The organism is Sandaracinobacter neustonicus, from assembly GCF_006385875.1.
GTDB classification, from domain to species: Bacteria; Pseudomonadota; Alphaproteobacteria; order Sphingomonadales; family Sphingomonadaceae; genus Sandaracinobacteroides; species Sandaracinobacteroides neustonicus.
Window position 1 is genome coordinate 181,762 of sequence record NZ_VFSU01000024.1, and the last position, 14,892, is coordinate 196,653.

Genomic DNA, 14,892 nt, shown 5'->3' on the forward strand with positions numbered 1-14,892 from the left:
GGGACAATGTAACCGTTGTTACGATCTGGCGCAAGCCTCTAACCGCGCCAGCAGGGCCAGAAGCTGTGCGCGTTCGGATTCTGAGAAGCCCGCGAGCAGTTCCGCCTCGATCCCCAGCGCCAGCGGCGCGATCTCTGAATGCAGCGCCTTGCCGTCCTCTGTCAGCGCCAGTTGCAGCGTGCGCCTGTCATCCGCGGTGCTGCGCACCAGCAGCCCGCGCTCCACCAGCGCGCCGACCGCGCGGGAGATCGTCATCTTGTCCATCTGCGTGGCAGCCACGAGGCCCGCCTGCGTGGCGCGGCCCTGTTCCGCCACCACGGCGATCACCCGCCATTCCGGAATCTTCAGCCCGAAGCGCGCCTGATAGGCATGCGCTACCCGATCCGACACCGCGTTGGAGGCAATGGAGAGCCGATAGGGCAGGAAATCCTGAAGCCGCAGCATCGGATCAGCCCAGCGGCAGCGCGCGTTGCAGGATCACCCGCGTGTCGATGGCGGCATCATACGCCCCATAAGCATTGCCGCGCCCGTCCAGCCGCAGGGTGCAAAGGCGTCTGCCACGGGGTTGTCCCATTCCAGCAGCGTTGCCGCCTGGGCCGCCAGCGCCAGCCGCTCCACGAACAACCGCGCCGTCGCTTCGGTGATCCGGCTGAAATCGAGGGCGGCGATGAAGCGGCCATAGCCCGCGTTGCGCCCCGCTTGCGCCTTCAGCCACTCCGACAGCGCCTCCACGCCCTCCGGCTCGCGCGCGATGGCCCGCAGCACGTCCAGCGCGATGACATTGCCCGATCCTTCCCAGATCGCGTTCAGCGGCGATTGCCGGAAGATGCGCGCCATGGGGCCGCTTTCGATGTAGCCCGCGCCGCCAAGGCACTCCATCGCTTCGTACACGAAGCCCGGCGTGCGCTTGCACACCCAATATTTGGCCAGCGGCGTCAGCAGCCGCGCCAGCGGTTCCTGCGCATCGAACGCCTGCGCCAGACGCAGGCCGATGGCCGTCGAGGCTTCGCTTTCCACCGCCAGATCGGCCAGCACGCCCGCCATTGCGGGCTGATCGATCAACCGCCGCTGGAACGCAGAGCGATGCGCCGTGTGCCATAGCGCCTGCGCCAGCGAGGCGCGCATCTGCTGCGCCGATCCCAGCACGCAATCCAGCCGCGTGTGCTGCACCATCTGGATGATGGTGGAAACGCCGCGCCCCTCCGGCCCCAGCCGCTGCGCCAGCGCGCCATGATATTCGATTTCGGACGAGGCGTTGGAGCGGTCGCCCAGCTTGTCTTTCAGCCGCATCACCCGGAACCCGGCGTTGCGCTCGCCATCGGGCAGCCAGCGCGGCACGAGGAAGCAGGTAAGACCGGCGTCGGTGTAGGCAAGCGTCAGGAAGGCGTCGCACATCGGCGCGGAGCAGAACCATTTGTGCCCCGTCAGCCGGAACCAGTCGTCTCCAACCGGTTCGGCTTTTGTGCTGTTGGCGCGCACGTCCGATCCGCCCTGTTTTTCCGTCATCGCCATGCCGATGGTGACGCCCGCCTTCTCCGCCGCCGGGCGCGCCGCGCCGTCGTAGCGCCCGGCCTGAATGCGCGGCACCCACTCGCGCGCCACTTTGGGTTCCGCCTGCAAGGCGGGCACGGCGGCGTAGGTCATCGTCATGGGGCAGATGCTGCCGGAATCGGCCTGCCCCTGCAGGAACAGGATCGCGGCATGGGCGACATGGCCCGCAGGCTGGCCCGTCCACGCTGCAGAGGCAAAGCCGCTGTCCAGCCCCAGCGCCATCAACTGGTGATAGGCGGGATGGAAGCGGACTTCGTCGATGCGGTGGCCGAAGCGGTCGAACGTTTCCAGCACCGGCGTCTGGCGGTTGGCTTCAAAGCCCCATTCGATCACCTCGGCCGAGCCGACGCGCGCGCCCAGCGCCTGCAAACGCGGGGCATGCGCCGCGCCGCCCGCCTTCGCCACGGCGTGTTGCAAAGCCCGGTCATCCAGCCAGAGGTTGCGATCCTCCATCGGCGGGGCCTGATTGAACACCTCATGCGTTTCCAGCTGCGCCAGCGGCTTCAGGCTCGACATCGGCTCACTCCCTTTCGCTCTGCTTAGCGTGGTCGGGTTCGGCCGCCAATGCGCGCAGCAGCGGCTCCGTCCCCGCCAGATCGACCAGCCAGCGGATGAAGGCGTCCACCCGCGCCAGTTGCCGGGCGTCGCGGTGCACCACCAGCCAGAAGGTGCGGCGGATATCCACTTCGGCAGGCAGCACAGGCGCCAGCCCCGGCATCTGTCGGGCGATGAAATGCGGCAGCACGCCGATCCCCGCGCCCGCGCCCAGCATCGCCGCCTGCGCACCGATGCTGCTGCTGCACAGCTGCGCCTCCAGCCCCGGCGCGATCTCAGAGAGGTAGCGCAGTTCCTCGGCGTAGATGAGGTCGGGCACATAGCCGATCAGCGGGTGCGCGCTCAGCGCCGCCACCTCGGCCGGCGCGCCATTGGCGGTAAGATAGCTGCGGGCGGCATATAGCCCCAGCCCATAATCCGTCAGCCGCCGGGCGATCAGCGGGCCGTGCGTCGGCCGTGCCAGCATCACCGCCAGATCGGCCTCCCGCCGGGACGGGCTGAGGAAGCCAGCCGAGGCGACCAGTTCCACCGCGATTCCGGGGTGGCGGGCATGGAATTCACACAGGCGGCGGGCGACCACGAAGGTGCCGAACCCTTCCGACACGCTGACGCGGAGTCGCCCTTCGCTGCCCGTCAGGCTTTCACGCGCGGCGTGGGCCGCGCGTTCGGCCTGTTCGGCATGCGCCATCAGTTGCACGCCTGCCGACGTTAGCTGGTGGCCGCTGCGGCCATGTTCGAACAGCGTTACGCCCAGTTCCGCCTCCAGCCGGGCCACCCGGCGGGAGACTGTGCTGGAATCGACGCCAGCCGCCAGCCCCGCAGGTTCCAGCCGCCCGGCCCGCGCCACGGCGAGGAAGATGCGCAAATCATCCCAGTTCATGCGGCCACTTTGCACCAATGCGCCAGCAGCTTGCAAATTTGCCCGCTTCACGGCCCCGCCGCGAAGGTCCAGAAGGCGGCCACATCGAACGGGAGGGAGCCCGGATATGAAGCAGATCGACCATTTCCTCGCCACTGGCGCGGCTGCCGCCACGCGATACAGCGACGTTTTCGACCCCAACGCAGGCGTGGTGCAGGCGCGCGTGCCGCTGGGCGACGCCGCGTTGCTGGATGCCGCCGTGGCCGCCGCGCAGAAAGCCCAGCCTGGCTGGGCCGCCACCAACCCGCAGCGCCGCGCGCGGGTGATGTTCGCCTTCAAGGCGCTGGTTGAAAAAAATATGGACGAGCTGGCGTACATGCTCTCGTCCGAACATGGCAAGGTGATCGCGGATTCGAAGGGCGATATTCAGCGCGGGCTGGAAGTGATCGAGTTCGCCTGCGGCATCCCGCACCTGCTGAAGGGCGAATATACGCTGGGGGCGGGCCCGGGGATCGACGTGCTTTCCACCCGGGTGCCGCTGGGCATCGGCGCGGGGATCACCCCGTTCAACTTCCCGGCGATGATCCCGATGTGGATGTTCGGCGTGGCGATCGCCTGCGGCAACGCCTTCATCCTGAAGCCTTCCGAACGCGACCCCTCCGTGCCGGTGCGGCTGGCCGAACTGCTGCGCGAAGCGGGTGCGCCGGAAGGCATTCTGCAGGTGGTGCATGGCGACAAGGAGATGGTGGACGCCATCCTCGATCACCCCGCCATCAGCGCCGTCAGCTTCGTGGGATCGTCTGATATCGCCCATTATGTCTATTCACGCGGAGTCGCGGCGGGCAAGCGGGTGCAGGCGATGGGCGGGGCGAAGAACCATGGCATCGTCATGCCGGACGCTGACTTGGATCAGGTCGTCTCCGATCTGGCGGGGGCGGCCTTCGGCTCGGCGGGCGAACGCTGCATGGCGCTGCCGGTGGTGGTGCCGGTGGGCAAATCCACGGCGGATGAACTGCGCGCGCGGATGGTGAAGGCCATTGCGAAGCTGCGCGTGGGCGTCTCCACCGATCCGGATGCCGATTACGGACCGGTCGTGAACGCCGCCCACAAGGCGCGGGTGGAAGGCTGGATCCAGACCGGCGTGGACGAAGGCGCGGAGCTGGTGGTGGATGGCCGGGGCTTCGAGCTTCAGGGCCACGAAAAAGGCTTCTTCATCGGCCCGACCCTGTTCGATCATGTGACGCCCGACATGCGCGCCTATAAAGAGGAAATCTTCGGCCCGGTGCTGCAGATCGTGCGGGCGGAGACGTTCGAGGATGCCGTCGCGCTGCCCAGCACGCACCAATATGGCAATGGTGTCGCCATCTTCACCCGCAACGGCCATGCCGCGCGCGAATTCGCGGCGCGGGTGAATGTGGGGATGGTGGGGATCAACGTGCCGATCCCGGTGCCGGTCGCCTATCACAGCTTCGGCGGCTGGAAGCGCTCCGCGTTCGGCGATCACAACCAGCATGGCACCGAAGGCGTCCGCTTCTGGACGAAGGTGAAAACGGTCACGCAGAAATGGCCGGACGGATCGGCGGAAGGCGGGAACAGCTTTGTCATCCCGACGATGGGGTAAGCGCCATGACGACAATCGCATTCATCGGGCTGGGCAATATGGGCGGCGGCATGGCCGCGAATCTGGCCGCCAAGGGGTTCGCGGTGCGCGCCTTTGACCTGTCTGCGGACGCGCTGGCGAAGGCGGAAGCGGCGGGCTGCACGCGTGCCGCTTCGGCCGAAGCGGCGGTGGCGGGCGCGGATGTGGTGGTGTCCATGCTGCCCGCCGGCGCGCATGTGGCTGCCGTGTATCGCGACGCCGTGTTCGGCAAGGCGGCACCCGGCACGCTGCTGATCGATTGCTCCACAATCGACGTCGCCACCGCCAAAGAACTGGGCGCGGAGGCGGCGGCGAAGGGCTATGTCGCTGTGGATGCGCCGGTTTCCGGCGGGATCGCGGCGGCGAATGCAGGCACGCTCACCTTCATGGTCGGCGGCACGGATGAGGGCTTCACCCGCGCGAAACCCGTGCTGGAAGCGATGGGCAAGGCGGTGATCCACGCCGGAGACAGCGGGGCGGGGCAGACAGCGAAAATCTGCAACAACATGCTGCTGGGCGCTTCGATGATCGCCACGGCCGAGGCATTCGTGCTGGCGAACAAGCTGGGGCTGGACCCGCAGCGTTTCTACGACATCGCCTCGGTGTCGTCCGGCCAGTGCTGGTCGATGACGAGCTATTGCCCCTTGCCGGGCGTGGGGCCGGAAACGCCCGCCGATCGCGGCTATCAGGGCGGCTTCGCGGTGAACCTGATGCTGAAGGATTTGCGGCTGGCGGCAGAGGCCGCGAACAGCGCCTATGCCAGCACGCCGATGGGTGCGCGGGCGCTGGAATTGTATGAAGCCTTCGCCGCCGAAGGGCAGGGCGGGCTGGACTTCTCCGCGATCATCAAGGCGCTGGACTGAGGCGCGTGATGGCATAAAAAGCGCGAATGCCTGCTCGCCAATCCGGGCCTTCGCGCCCGGCCATCCTGTTCGTCTGCCTCGGCAATATCTGCCGCTCTCCGCTGGCGGAGGGGGCATTCCGCGCCCGCGCCACGGCGGCGGGGCTGGACGTCATGGCGGATTCCGCCGGTACGGGGGACTGGCATGTCGGCCATCCGCCGGACCCGCGCGCGCAGGCCGTCGCGCGGGCGAACGGCGTGGATATCAGCGGCCTGCGCGCCCGGCAGGTGCGGCTGGATGATTTCACCCGCTTCAGCCACATTTTCGCGGCCGATCATGCCAATCTCGGCAATCTCCGCCGCCTTGCGCCCGATCCGTCGCCCGCCGAACTGGCGCTGCTGCTCGATCTGGTGAAGGGCAGGCAGGGGCAGGCCGTGGCAGACCCCTATTATGGCGACGCGCAGGATTTCGCCCGCAGTTGGGCCGAGGTGGACGCCGCTGCACAGGCGCTCGTCGCGCGGCTTCTCAATCACTGAAAAGCCCCGGCAACGCCAGCTGCACGGGCCTTGAGACATAGCGCTCCGCCTCCTCCAGCCGGATCGCTCCCTTCATCGGCAGCCTCCAGCGCGCCAGCCGCCGCAACGGCGATCCATCGGGCCGCTTCAGCGCCAGAAACACCTCGTCCACCGTCCAGCGGATCGGCCTGTGCAGCGCGCGCGGATCGGCAAGGCCGCCGCCATAGGCCAAGGTGACATGCGGATTGAGCCGCGAGAGCGGGGTGGTGACAACGGCCTGCCGCAGCGCAGCCCGATGCAGATCATAGGCCAGATAACCGGGCAGCCGGTCCCGTCGGGAACGGGCAAGGACGATGGCATCATGGAAGGCCATCATCTGATCAAACTGCAACTCGAACGCGCCCACACGCGGTGCCAGCTTCATGCCGCACAACTTGTCCAGCAACTCCACCGGCGGCTCATCGCCCTTGTGCACGCCCAGCAGCGTGAGATGCAGCTTGTCGTGGCGAAAGCTGGCGCCAGTCCCCAGCCGCGCCCACGCATCAGACATGGGTTTGATGACGTCCGGCGGCGGCACAGCCGCGAAATAGAGGTTGGCCTTGTGCGAAGGCCGCGCCGAGCTGGCGCGGGCAAGGTTTCGGGACGGGCGCGAATCGGCGAACATTCGCAGAGCATAGATCAGAACATAAGTAGAACAAATGGGATAATCGACATAGCGTAGTCCATCGTTCGAGCACGGCTACCTGCGGGCAGGGGGCACATCCATGTGGTATGGACGGCAGCGACGATGCCTTCCTCAAGGCCGTATTCACTAAGGCCTTCCGCTGTGTAGTGGCCGAAGGTTCCATTAGCTCAGAGATTATCTCAATTTTGACGGATCCTTGATCCTGAATATTCGAAAGCTGCAGTAACCGTTCATCTTGTAGAACGTGAAGGCGGTGTGTCCTACAATCGCACCGGGACCACTTGGAAATGCTGTGTAAGGCCAAACAAGGTCTGCAGAGCTGCCAACACGATTAACTTCCCGCACGTCGTTCGCAAAATTTGGCTCAAAGCTTTTTAGCAAACTTTTGGCGAGCACGCGGGTGTTTGGCACGCCAACGCATTTTTTATCAACGACAGGAAAGCGAACTTCGTATAGTCCGATTCTTCCGGTATCGTCATATGCGATGCCTACATATCCTTTAAGAGTGCCTAATGAGTAGACGAAAAAGGCGGGCTTGGAAAAACCTAGATAGTAGCCACCCGAATCTTTGAGCGGGGCAGGGTCGCGCCATTCGGCCCCAAAGGACTGCGTAAATGTGAGAGCCCGTTCCATATCCGGGAAGAGACCGGTCGAATCCTCAGCACAGGCGGATGTGACGCCAGCCGATAAACATATGGCAACCGTCAACTTGAGGTAGTTCCGTCCATTCCGCGACATTCACAACGCTCCACACATATCTAGATATCGTGCAAGGCCACAAATCTAGAAACCCATGAGTAGGTGATCGCGCGGGGCATGGTAAGATGTTTCCCGGACCGCAAACAGGTGAGGCCGACGGGGTGGGCTACCGTCCTTAACAACATTTTGGGCGGCCCCCGCTGCAGAGGAGGCGAGGGGCTAAGAGAAAGCGATCACCCAAACCTGCCCCACAATTTTCCAATTTTGCCGCTTAAAGCATTGTTTTTATTGCAAAAAAGGAAATTGGTCGGGGAAAGAGGATTCGAACCTCCGGCCTCTGCCTCCCGAAGGCAGCGCTCTACCAGGCTGAGCTATTCCCCGGACCGAGGCGGCGGGATAGTCGCGGGGGGTGGCCGCGTCAACATGGAAACGCGGCTATCCAGCAAAAACAGCGCGCAATTCCTCCAGCGCCACAATCTTCTCGCGCGGGGCGCCGGTTCGTGCACGGGAAACCTCCAGTGCGTCGATCATCTGCCAGTCGGCGAAATCGGCCACCTGCACCCCGCGCGCGGCCAGCAGCGCGTCGATCCCGGCGCGGCCGGGCTTGCCGCCTGCCACCGGAGTCGCTGCGATCCGTTCCACCAGCGCGAAGCCATCCGGCCGGTTGGTGCCGATGGTGCCCGAAGGCCCGCGCCGCGCCCAGCCCACGCACCACAGACCCGGCGCAATCAGCCCGTCCACATTCACGAAACGCCCCGCCGTTTCGTCGAACGGCACGCCCGGAATCGGCGTGCTGCGATAGCCGATCGCCGCCACCACCAGCCCGCAGGGGATCGTCTCCGTCTCGCCCGTGTCGATGGCTTGGCCGTCCTCGTCCAGCCGGGTTTTCATCACCTCCAGCGCTTCCACATGGGACCTGCCGATCACCCGCAGCGGGCGGCGGAAGAAATCGAGGCTGATTGTCACTGGCTTGGCTGCGTCCGGCCCGGCGGCAGCAAATTTGCGCAGCACCTCCACCACCCGGCGCTGGCCGCTGTCCAGCCAGCCGTCCTCCTCGGCGGGGGGGAAGTCTGCCGCGCGCACCAGCGGTGTGGCGCGGGCCAGTTCTCCCAGTTCCCCCACTTCCTTCAGCGTGAAGCTCGCCTGATGCGGCCCGCGCCGCCCCAGCACATGCACGCGGCGCACCTTCGATTGCGCCAGCGGGTCCAGCGCATGGTTCACGATGTCGCTGTCTTGCAGTTCCGCCACCGTCTTGGCGAGGATGCGCGCGCAATCGATGGCGACATTGCCATTGCCCACCACCACCGCGCTTTCCACGCCCAGCGGCGGGGCGAGATCGCGGAAATCCGGGTGGCCATTGTACCAGCCCACGAACGCGGCGGAGCCGACAACGCCGGGCAGCTCCGCGCCGGGCACGCCCAGCGGACGATCCTGCGGGGCCCCCACGGCCAGCACGACATCGTCGTAAATGCCCGTCAGCTCGGTGGCTGAGATGTCCGTGCCGATGGCGACATTGCCCAGAAAGCGCACGCGCGGGTCCGCCGCGACCTGATCATATCGGCGCGATACAGCCTTGATGGATTGATGATCCGGTGCGACGCCCGCGCGGATCAACCCATAGGGCGTCGGCAGCCGGTCTATGATGTCGATCCGGACGTGTTCGCCCATCGCCTTCAGCGCGGCCTCTGCCGTGTAGAATCCGGCCGGCCCCGATCCGATGATCGCCAATGTGCGCATCGCGCCTCTCTCCCGCAGTCTCCCGGTGGCAAGAGTGGCCGCAATGCGCGCGCTGCGCAACCTATTGGTCTGCAACCTATTGGCCGGGCTGGTTCAGCACCGCCTCCAGGCAGCCCTCCATCGCCTTGGCGCTGTGCGTCGTCAGCGCGATGAAGCTGCGCCGTGCGTCCGCCGGATCGCTGCGCCGTGTCAGCATGCCGCGATCCACCATCATCTTGATCGTGCGCAGCGCCGTGGTGGTCGGCACGGCGGCGGCGATGCACAGGCTGGAGACGCTGACGGGCCGCTCCTCCATCCGGGCGGCGGCGAGATCCAGCAGGATGTCCCATACCGGATCGGACAGCAGGTCTGCCGCGAAGAAGCGTTCGCGGTTGCGCCGGGCCTTGATGTGCGCGCGGATTCGCGCCGCCGTCACGGCACGCGCCTGTTCCGCGCCGCGCAGCCCTGCCAGATCGGCGAGCGCCGCCGCCACCCGCTCGGCATCGCGCTTCAGCGCTGCCAGCCGCTCGTCCGCCTCATATTCGGAGCGCGCGTCTGCTGCCCCACCGGACAATCCGGCCGCGATTTCGGCGGCGGCCGCTGCAAGATGCTCGGGCTGGCCGACGATTTTCAGTGGTCGTTCCAGCAGCAGGCCGACCGCTTCGGCATCTGCGTCTCCGGCCAGCAGGATCAGCGGGATGTGGGCGAATTCGGGCGATTGCAGCGTCGCGGCGAGGTCTGGTTCCACCTCTGCTGCGTCGATCAGCAGCAAGTCCGGCCGCTCGCGGCGCAGTTGGGCCGAAATGTCGCTCTCGCCCGTAACCAATTGCCATTGCCGCAGATCCGCCAGCGGCAAGCCGGTTCCGAGCAGCAAAATCTTCAGTGGATAACTGGTGGAACAGTTCATTCCGGATGTATCATAATCGGCCAAGTCGCGCTCCTAACCCAAAGAAAACCATATGGTTTCCCCGGTCAGATTCACGCCGCGCCGCCCTCCGGCCATGGCAAATCCACCAGAGCGGTCGTATCGCGGCTCAAGGCTGCCCGCCAGCCGTGCCACAGATCGTCCGCCGACCCGCAGACAGCTATGCCGGTCGGCAGGAAAAGGTCAACGGCAACTGCCCGCAGAACGGCCTTAACGGCGGTTTCGGGCACGGGTTGAAAGGCAGCATCTGAGCGGTTCCGGCAAGCGCATCTGATGGTTCAGGCACCCGCCGCAAGGCGGCCGCTGGAAGGAGCGGGCCTGAAGCAAGATATGGATTTCAGCCTGGCGCGATCCCGAAAGGGCCGGGCAGGCACGTCGCAAAAATGGGTCGATCAACTTCAGCAAACACCCCCGGCAGGAGCATAGAGGGATGGGCGAAGTTCCGATGTCCGGCGCGGGCAGCCTGCCAAGGGGGCCGCGCGCGTCTGCAGAGCTGATCGGCGGCTCCGCCGCCATGCGCCGCCTGCGCGAAACCATTGCCCGCGTCGCGCCGTCAGACGCGACCGTGCTGCTCACCGGCCCGTCCGGCAGCGGCAAGGAAAATGCCGCCCGGGCGCTGCACGCCGCAAGCCCGCGCGCCACCGGCCCGTTCGAGGCCGTGAACTGTGGCGCGATCCCGCACGATCTGGCCGAAGCCGAGCTGTTCGGCGCGGAAGCCGGGGCCTACACCGGCGCCAGCCGAACCCGCATCGGCCGGCTGGAAGCCGCGCACGGCGGCACGCTGTTTCTGGACGAAGTGGGCGATCTGCCGCTGCCGTTGCAGGTGAAGCTGCTGCGCGCGCTGGAAACCCGCAGCGTCGAACGGCTGGGCGGCGGCCGCCCCATCGCTGTCGATTTCCGCCTTGTGGCTGCCACCAACGTCGATCTGGAAGCTGCGGTCGACACCCGTCAGTTCCGCGCCGATCTCTACTGGCGGCTCGCCGTGGTGCTGCTGGACCTGCCGCCGCTCGCCGCCCGGCTGGAGGATATCGAGGCCCTCGTCGCCCATTTCGCCGATGCGCAGCGCCTGCGCCTGCACCTGCCCGCAGACGGGCTGGCGCGCCTGCAGGCGCATCACTGGCCCGGAAATCTGCGCGAACTCCGCAACTTCGTCGATCGCGCGCTGGCGCTGGGCGAGCGCCTGCTGCCCGCCGAAACGGTGGACCGGCTGCTCACCCCGCGCCGCCGCACCATGGAGGCGTGGTTGCAAGCCCCCGCCGCCACGCCCGCCCCGCGCACAGCCAGTCTCGCCGACAGCCTCGCGGTGGAGGCCAACCCGCTGGCCCCCATGGCGCTGAAACAATTGCTGGCCGAAGCCGAGGCCACGCTGATCGCGCAGGCGCTCGCCGCCTCCAACGGCACCATCGCCGAATCCGCCCGCCTGCTGGGGCTGAAACGCACCACGCTGGTGGAAAAGCTGAAGCGCATGGGGCTGAAAGCCGCAAACGAGGCGGCTTGAGGGGAGGGCGGGCGCGGTGCGGTTTAGTGAAGGCGGTGGGGTGTTTGGTGACTCCGGCGGCCAATGGCTCTGACCTTGGAACCCGGCTCCCGGTTTTTTGCCTCCGGCGGCCGGGCTCTGCCCGGACCCGGCAGGGAAATGATTTCCCTGCACCCTCAACATTTGCGTTGCGGCCCACCTACCACGTCGTGCGAGTGATCCACTTTGATTGCCTGCGGCGCTACGAAGCCCTCTCCCCCTGCAAGGGGGAGAGTTGGAGAGGGGGTGTCACCGCTGGGCCTGAGCCTCAGAGATCACAACAAGGGGGACAGAAGCGCCTCAGGCCATAATCCAACGCTGCCCACAACCTCAGCGTCACCCCGGACTTGATCCGGAGGGGGGGCGCTTCATCTTCCAACGTTGCCGAAGAACAGCGGGACCCCGGATCAAGTTCGGGGTGACGTGCGGAGATTTAACGGAAAAACAAGGAATGCGGGTGCAGGGAGCACGGCTCCCTGCCGGGCAAGTTTGAGGGGGCAAAGCCCCCTCAACCGCAACGTCGCCGCTTCACCACGGCAACGCCGCCGAAGCTCAGCGCTTGGCGATATCCACATAATCCCGCTGCGCCGCGCCGGTGTACAGCTGGCGCGGGCGGCCGATCTTTTGTTCCGGGTCGCCGATCATTTCGTTCCACTGCGCCACCCAGCCCACGGTGCGGGCCAGTGCGAACAGCACGGTGAACATGCTGGTGGGGAAGCCGATGGCAGACAGGATGATACCCGAATAGAAGTCCACGTTCGGGTAGAGCTTCTTGGAGACGAAATATTCGTCCTTCAGGGCGATCTGTTCCAGTTCGCGGGCGACATCGAACACGGGATCGGAAACGCCCAGCTTTTCCAGCACTTCCTTGGCGGTCTGCTGCATCACCGTCGCGCGCGGATCGTAGTTTTTGTACACACGGTGGCCGAAGCCCATCAGCCGGAACGGATCGTCCTTGTCTTTCGCGCGGGCGATATATTCCGGGATGCGTTCCGGGCGGCCGATTTCGCGCAGCATGTTCAGCGCTGCTTCGTTCGCGCCGCCGTGCGCCGGGCCCCACAGGCAGGCGATGCCCGCCGCCATGCAGGCGAACGGGTTCGCGCCGGAGGAACCGGCCAGCCGCACCGTGGAGGTGGAGGCGTTCTGCTCATGATCGGCGTGCAGGATGAAGATACGGTCCATCGCCCGCTCGATCACCGGATCGACGACATAGGGCTCGGCCGGCACGCCGAAGGTCATCTTCAGGAAATTGCCGGTGTAGCTCAGCGAGTTATCGGGATAAACGAAGGGCTGGCCGACGGAATATTTATAGGCCATCGCCGCGATGGTGGGCATCTTCGCGATCAGCCGGTTGCTGGCGATCATGCGCTGCTTGGGATCATCGACGTCGGTGGAATCATGATAGAAGGCAGACAGCGCGCCGACCACGCCGCACATGATGGCCATCGGGTGGGCATCGCGGCGGAAGCCGCGGAAGAATTGCAGCAGCTGCTCATGCACCATGGTGTGGCGGCTGATGGTATATTCGAAGCGCTTCAGTTCTTCGGCGGAGGGCAGTTCGCCTTCGGTCAGCAGATAGGCGACTTCCATGAAGCTGGATTTTTCCGCCAGCTGCTCGATGGGGTAGCCACGGTGCAGCAGCACGCCCTTGTCGCCATCGATGTAGGTGATGGCGGATTCGCAGGATGCCGTGCTGGTGAAGCCGGGATCGAAGGTGAAGGCACCCGTCTGGCCATAGAGCTTGCGGATATCGATGACTTGCGGGCCGATGGTGCCGTCTTTCACCGGCATCGTTACGCTCTTGTCGCCGAGGGTGAGTGTGGCTTCTGCGCTCATATCTGCCCTTCCAATCCCGTTTGCCGGGCGCGTTCAGCGCCCTTTGAACTCTGTTGCGCATTCGTATGCGCTTCGCGAACCATCCCGCTCTGCGGCGGGTTCCTTACCCGAGCGCGTCGTCAATGCGCCCTATGCTTTCGTCGCGCCCCAGCGCCGCCATCACGGCGAACACGCTGGGGGCGTTGGGCTGGCCGGTCAGCGCCGCGCGCAGCGGCCCGGCCACCTTGCCCAAACCCAGCCCCCGGTTTTCGGCCACCGCCTTGGCGGCCGTTTCCAGAGCTTCGCGATCCCATGAGGGAACCGCCGCCAGCGCTGCCCGGGTTTCCGCCAGCAGCGCCTTGCCGTCGGCGTCTAGCAACTTTGCAGCGCCCTCGTCCATCGCCAGCGGGCGATTGCGAACGAGAAACAGCGCCGACGATGCCAACTCGTTGAGATTCTTCGCTCTCGGCTTCAGCTCGTCCATGCTGCGGAGCAGAATCGCGCGGCTGTCAGCGCCCAGCGGCGCGCCCAGCAGCGCCTCCATCCGGGGCGCGGCCAGATCCACAAGCCTCTGATTGTCGGCCTGTTTCATATAATGCGCGTTCACGCTCTCCAGCTTCTTCAGGTCGAAGCGGCCCGGCGAACGGCCGACGCCGTCCAGATCGAACAGCTTCACCGCCTCGTCGCGCGTGACGAGTTCGGTGTCGCCATGGCCCCAGCCAAGGCGCAGCAGGTAGTTTTCCAGCGCTTCGGGCAGGATGCCCATTTCGTCACGATAGGCTTCCACCCCCAGCGCGCCGTGCCGCTTGGACAGTTTCGCACCATCCGGCCCATGGATCATCGGCACATGCGCATAGACAGGCTCCGGCCAGCCCAGCGCCTTGATGAGCGCCAGTTGCCGGAACGTGTTGGTCAGATGATCGTCCCCCCGGATGACATGGGAAACGGCCATGTCATGATCGTCCACCACCACGGCCAGCATATAGGTGGGGGTGCCGTCCGAGCGCAGCAGCACGAAATCGTCCAGCACCTCGTTCGCCTGTGTCACCCGGCCTTGCACCTGATCGTCGATCACCGTCTCACCCGTCTGCGGGGCCTTCAGCCGCACCACAAAGGGCAGGTCCGGAGTGTCGGTGCGATCCCGCCAGCGGCCGTCATAGCGCTGCGGCAGGCCGTTCGCCTTCTGATCTTCGCGCATCGCTTCCAGCTCTTCGGCTGTCGCATAGCAGCGATAGGCCTTGCCTTCGGCCAGCAGCCGATGGGCTATGGCCGCGTGGCGATCCGCGCGGGCGAACTGGAACAGCGGCGGCTTGTCGGGCGAAAGGTTCAGCCAGTTCATGCCGTCGATGATCTTGGCGATGGCATCGTCGGTGGAACGCGCCCTGTCCGTATCCTCGATTCGCAGCAGGAAGCTGCCGCCATGGTGGCGCGCATAGAGCAGGTTGAACAGCGCCGTGCGCGCCCCGCCGATGTGCAGATAGCCGGTGGGGGAGGGGGCAAAACGGGTGACGGGCCGGGGCAGGCCCGCATAGTCGGGAAGCACGGTATCGCTTGCGTCTGTCATCAAAGGGTCCG

Annotated in this window: 14 protein-coding genes and 1 tRNA gene; 5 read left to right on the top strand and 10 right to left on the bottom strand. The window is 65.9% G+C overall.

Features of this window, described 5'->3' with window-relative positions; genetic code table 11:
• Positions 1–18 precede the first annotated feature (18 nt).
• The 3 genes from FJQ54_RS09605 to FJQ54_RS09615 are packed head-to-tail and all read right to left on the bottom strand — an operon-like array spanning position 19 to position 2,986.
• Positions 19–444 carry a MarR family winged helix-turn-helix transcriptional regulator gene (locus FJQ54_RS09605; RefSeq protein ID WP_140928198.1) on the bottom strand — a complete coding sequence of 142 codons (426 nt, stop codon included), beginning with the start codon at positions 442–444 and terminating at the stop codon, positions 19–21.
• 33 nt (positions 445–477) lie between these two features.
• Positions 478–2,067: an acyl-CoA dehydrogenase family protein gene (locus FJQ54_RS09610; RefSeq protein ID WP_235890385.1), complete on the bottom strand. Its 1,590-nt coding sequence runs from the start codon at positions 2,065–2,067 to the stop codon at positions 478–480.
• 4 nt (positions 2,068–2,071) lie between these two features.
• Positions 2,072–2,986, bottom strand: coding sequence for a LysR family transcriptional regulator (locus FJQ54_RS09615; protein ID WP_140928199.1), 915 nt, complete (start codon positions 2,984–2,986; stop codon positions 2,072–2,074).
• A 106-nt stretch (positions 2,987–3,092) separates the two neighbouring features.
• Here FJQ54_RS09615 and FJQ54_RS09620 point away from each other — a divergent pair, with 106 nt between their 5' ends.
• From FJQ54_RS09620 to FJQ54_RS09630, 3 genes are read left to right on the top strand one after another with little or no spacing between them, the layout of a single operon-like run.
• On the top strand, positions 3,093–4,586 hold the full coding sequence (locus FJQ54_RS09620) for a CoA-acylating methylmalonate-semialdehyde dehydrogenase (protein ID WP_140928200.1): 1,494 nt from the start codon (positions 3,093–3,095) through the stop codon (positions 4,584–4,586).
• A 5-nt stretch (positions 4,587–4,591) separates the two neighbouring features.
• Positions 4,592–5,467, top strand: a complete 876-nt coding sequence (gene mmsB / locus FJQ54_RS09625; protein WP_140928201.1) for a 3-hydroxyisobutyrate dehydrogenase — start codon at positions 4,592–4,594, stop codon at positions 5,465–5,467.
• A gap of 26 nt (positions 5,468–5,493) precedes the next feature.
• Positions 5,494–5,982, top strand: coding sequence for a low molecular weight protein-tyrosine-phosphatase (locus FJQ54_RS09630; RefSeq protein ID WP_140928202.1), 489 nt, complete (start codon positions 5,494–5,496; stop codon positions 5,980–5,982).
• Here FJQ54_RS09630 and FJQ54_RS09635 read toward each other — a convergent pair.
• The 5 genes from FJQ54_RS09635 to FJQ54_RS09655 all read right to left on the bottom strand — a co-directional run bounded on the left by FJQ54_RS09635 (position 5,972) and on the right by FJQ54_RS09655 (position 9,992).
• A complete protein-coding gene (locus FJQ54_RS09635) occupies positions 5,972–6,625 on the bottom strand; it encodes a 2'-5' RNA ligase family protein (protein ID WP_140928203.1) in 654 nt (217 codons plus the stop codon). The two genes, FJQ54_RS09630 and FJQ54_RS09635, sit on opposite strands and share 11 nt — an antisense overlap.
• A gap of 195 nt (positions 6,626–6,820) precedes the next feature.
• Positions 6,821–7,354 carry a hypothetical protein gene (locus tag FJQ54_RS09640; RefSeq protein ID WP_140928204.1) on the bottom strand — a complete coding sequence of 178 codons (534 nt, stop codon included), beginning with the start codon at positions 7,352–7,354 and terminating at the stop codon, positions 6,821–6,823.
• Between the two features lie 295 nt (positions 7,355–7,649).
• Positions 7,650–7,726, bottom strand: a tRNA-Pro gene (locus FJQ54_RS09645).
• Between the two features lie 54 nt (positions 7,727–7,780).
• Positions 7,781–9,082, bottom strand: coding sequence for an FAD-dependent oxidoreductase (locus tag FJQ54_RS09650; RefSeq protein WP_140928205.1), 1,302 nt, complete (start codon positions 9,080–9,082; stop codon positions 7,781–7,783).
• 76 nt (positions 9,083–9,158) lie between these two features.
• Positions 9,159–9,992 (bottom strand): helix-turn-helix domain-containing protein, encoded by an 834-nt coding sequence (locus FJQ54_RS09655; protein WP_235890386.1) that lies wholly within the window; start codon positions 9,990–9,992, stop codon positions 9,159–9,161.
• Between the two features lie 122 nt (positions 9,993–10,114).
• On the opposite strand from FJQ54_RS09655, the gene FJQ54_RS17945 reads away from it, so the two are divergent.
• Positions 10,115–10,237 (top strand): hypothetical protein, encoded by a 123-nt coding sequence (locus tag FJQ54_RS17945; protein WP_268920569.1) that lies wholly within the window; start codon positions 10,115–10,117, stop codon positions 10,235–10,237.
• Positions 10,238–10,416: 179 nt separating this feature from the next.
• Entirely contained in the window at positions 10,417–11,484 is a 1,068-nt protein-coding gene (locus tag FJQ54_RS09660) for a sigma-54 interaction domain-containing protein (protein WP_140928206.1), read from the top strand.
• A 570-nt stretch (positions 11,485–12,054) separates the two neighbouring features.
• On the opposite strand, the gene FJQ54_RS09665 is transcribed toward FJQ54_RS09660, so the two are convergent.
• A complete protein-coding gene (locus FJQ54_RS09665) occupies positions 12,055–13,338 on the bottom strand; it encodes a citrate synthase (RefSeq protein ID WP_140928207.1) in 1,284 nt (427 codons plus the stop codon).
• 103 nt (positions 13,339–13,441) lie between these two features.
• On the bottom strand, positions 13,442–14,881 hold the full coding sequence (gene gltX / locus FJQ54_RS09670; protein ID WP_140928208.1) for a glutamate--tRNA ligase: 1,440 nt from the start codon (positions 14,879–14,881) through the stop codon (positions 13,442–13,444).
• Positions 14,882–14,892 lie beyond the last annotated feature (11 nt).

Coding starts and splice junctions, on each gene's coding strand:
- FJQ54_RS09615 (WP_140928199.1), bottom strand. CDS start 2,986: ATGAACTGGGATGATTTGCGCATCTTCCTCGCCGTGGCGCGGGCCGGG.
- FJQ54_RS09665 (WP_140928207.1), bottom strand. CDS start 13,338: ATGAGCGCAGAAGCCACACTCACCCTCGGCGACAAGAGCGTAACGATG.
- FJQ54_RS09660 (WP_140928206.1), top strand. CDS start 10,417: ATGGGCGAAGTTCCGATGTCCGGCGCGGGCAGCCTGCCAAGGGGGCCG.
- FJQ54_RS09620 (WP_140928200.1), top strand. CDS start 3,093: ATGAAGCAGATCGACCATTTCCTCGCCACTGGCGCGGCTGCCGCCACG.
- FJQ54_RS09635 (WP_140928203.1), bottom strand. CDS start 6,625: ATGTTCGCCGATTCGCGCCCGTCCCGAAACCTTGCCCGCGCCAGCTCG.
- FJQ54_RS09610 (WP_235890385.1), bottom strand. CDS start 2,067: ATGTCGAGCCTGAAGCCGCTGGCGCAGCTGGAAACGCATGAGGTGTTC.
- FJQ54_RS09650 (WP_140928205.1), bottom strand. CDS start 9,082: ATGCGCACATTGGCGATCATCGGATCGGGGCCGGCCGGATTCTACACG.
- gltX (WP_140928208.1), bottom strand. CDS start 14,881: ATGACAGACGCAAGCGATACCGTGCTTCCCGACTATGCGGGCCTGCCC.
- FJQ54_RS09605 (WP_140928198.1), bottom strand. CDS start 444: ATGCTGCGGCTTCAGGATTTCCTGCCCTATCGGCTCTCCATTGCCTCC.
- FJQ54_RS09630 (WP_140928202.1), top strand. CDS start 5,494: ATGCCTGCTCGCCAATCCGGGCCTTCGCGCCCGGCCATCCTGTTCGTC.
- mmsB (WP_140928201.1), top strand. CDS start 4,592: ATGACGACAATCGCATTCATCGGGCTGGGCAATATGGGCGGCGGCATG.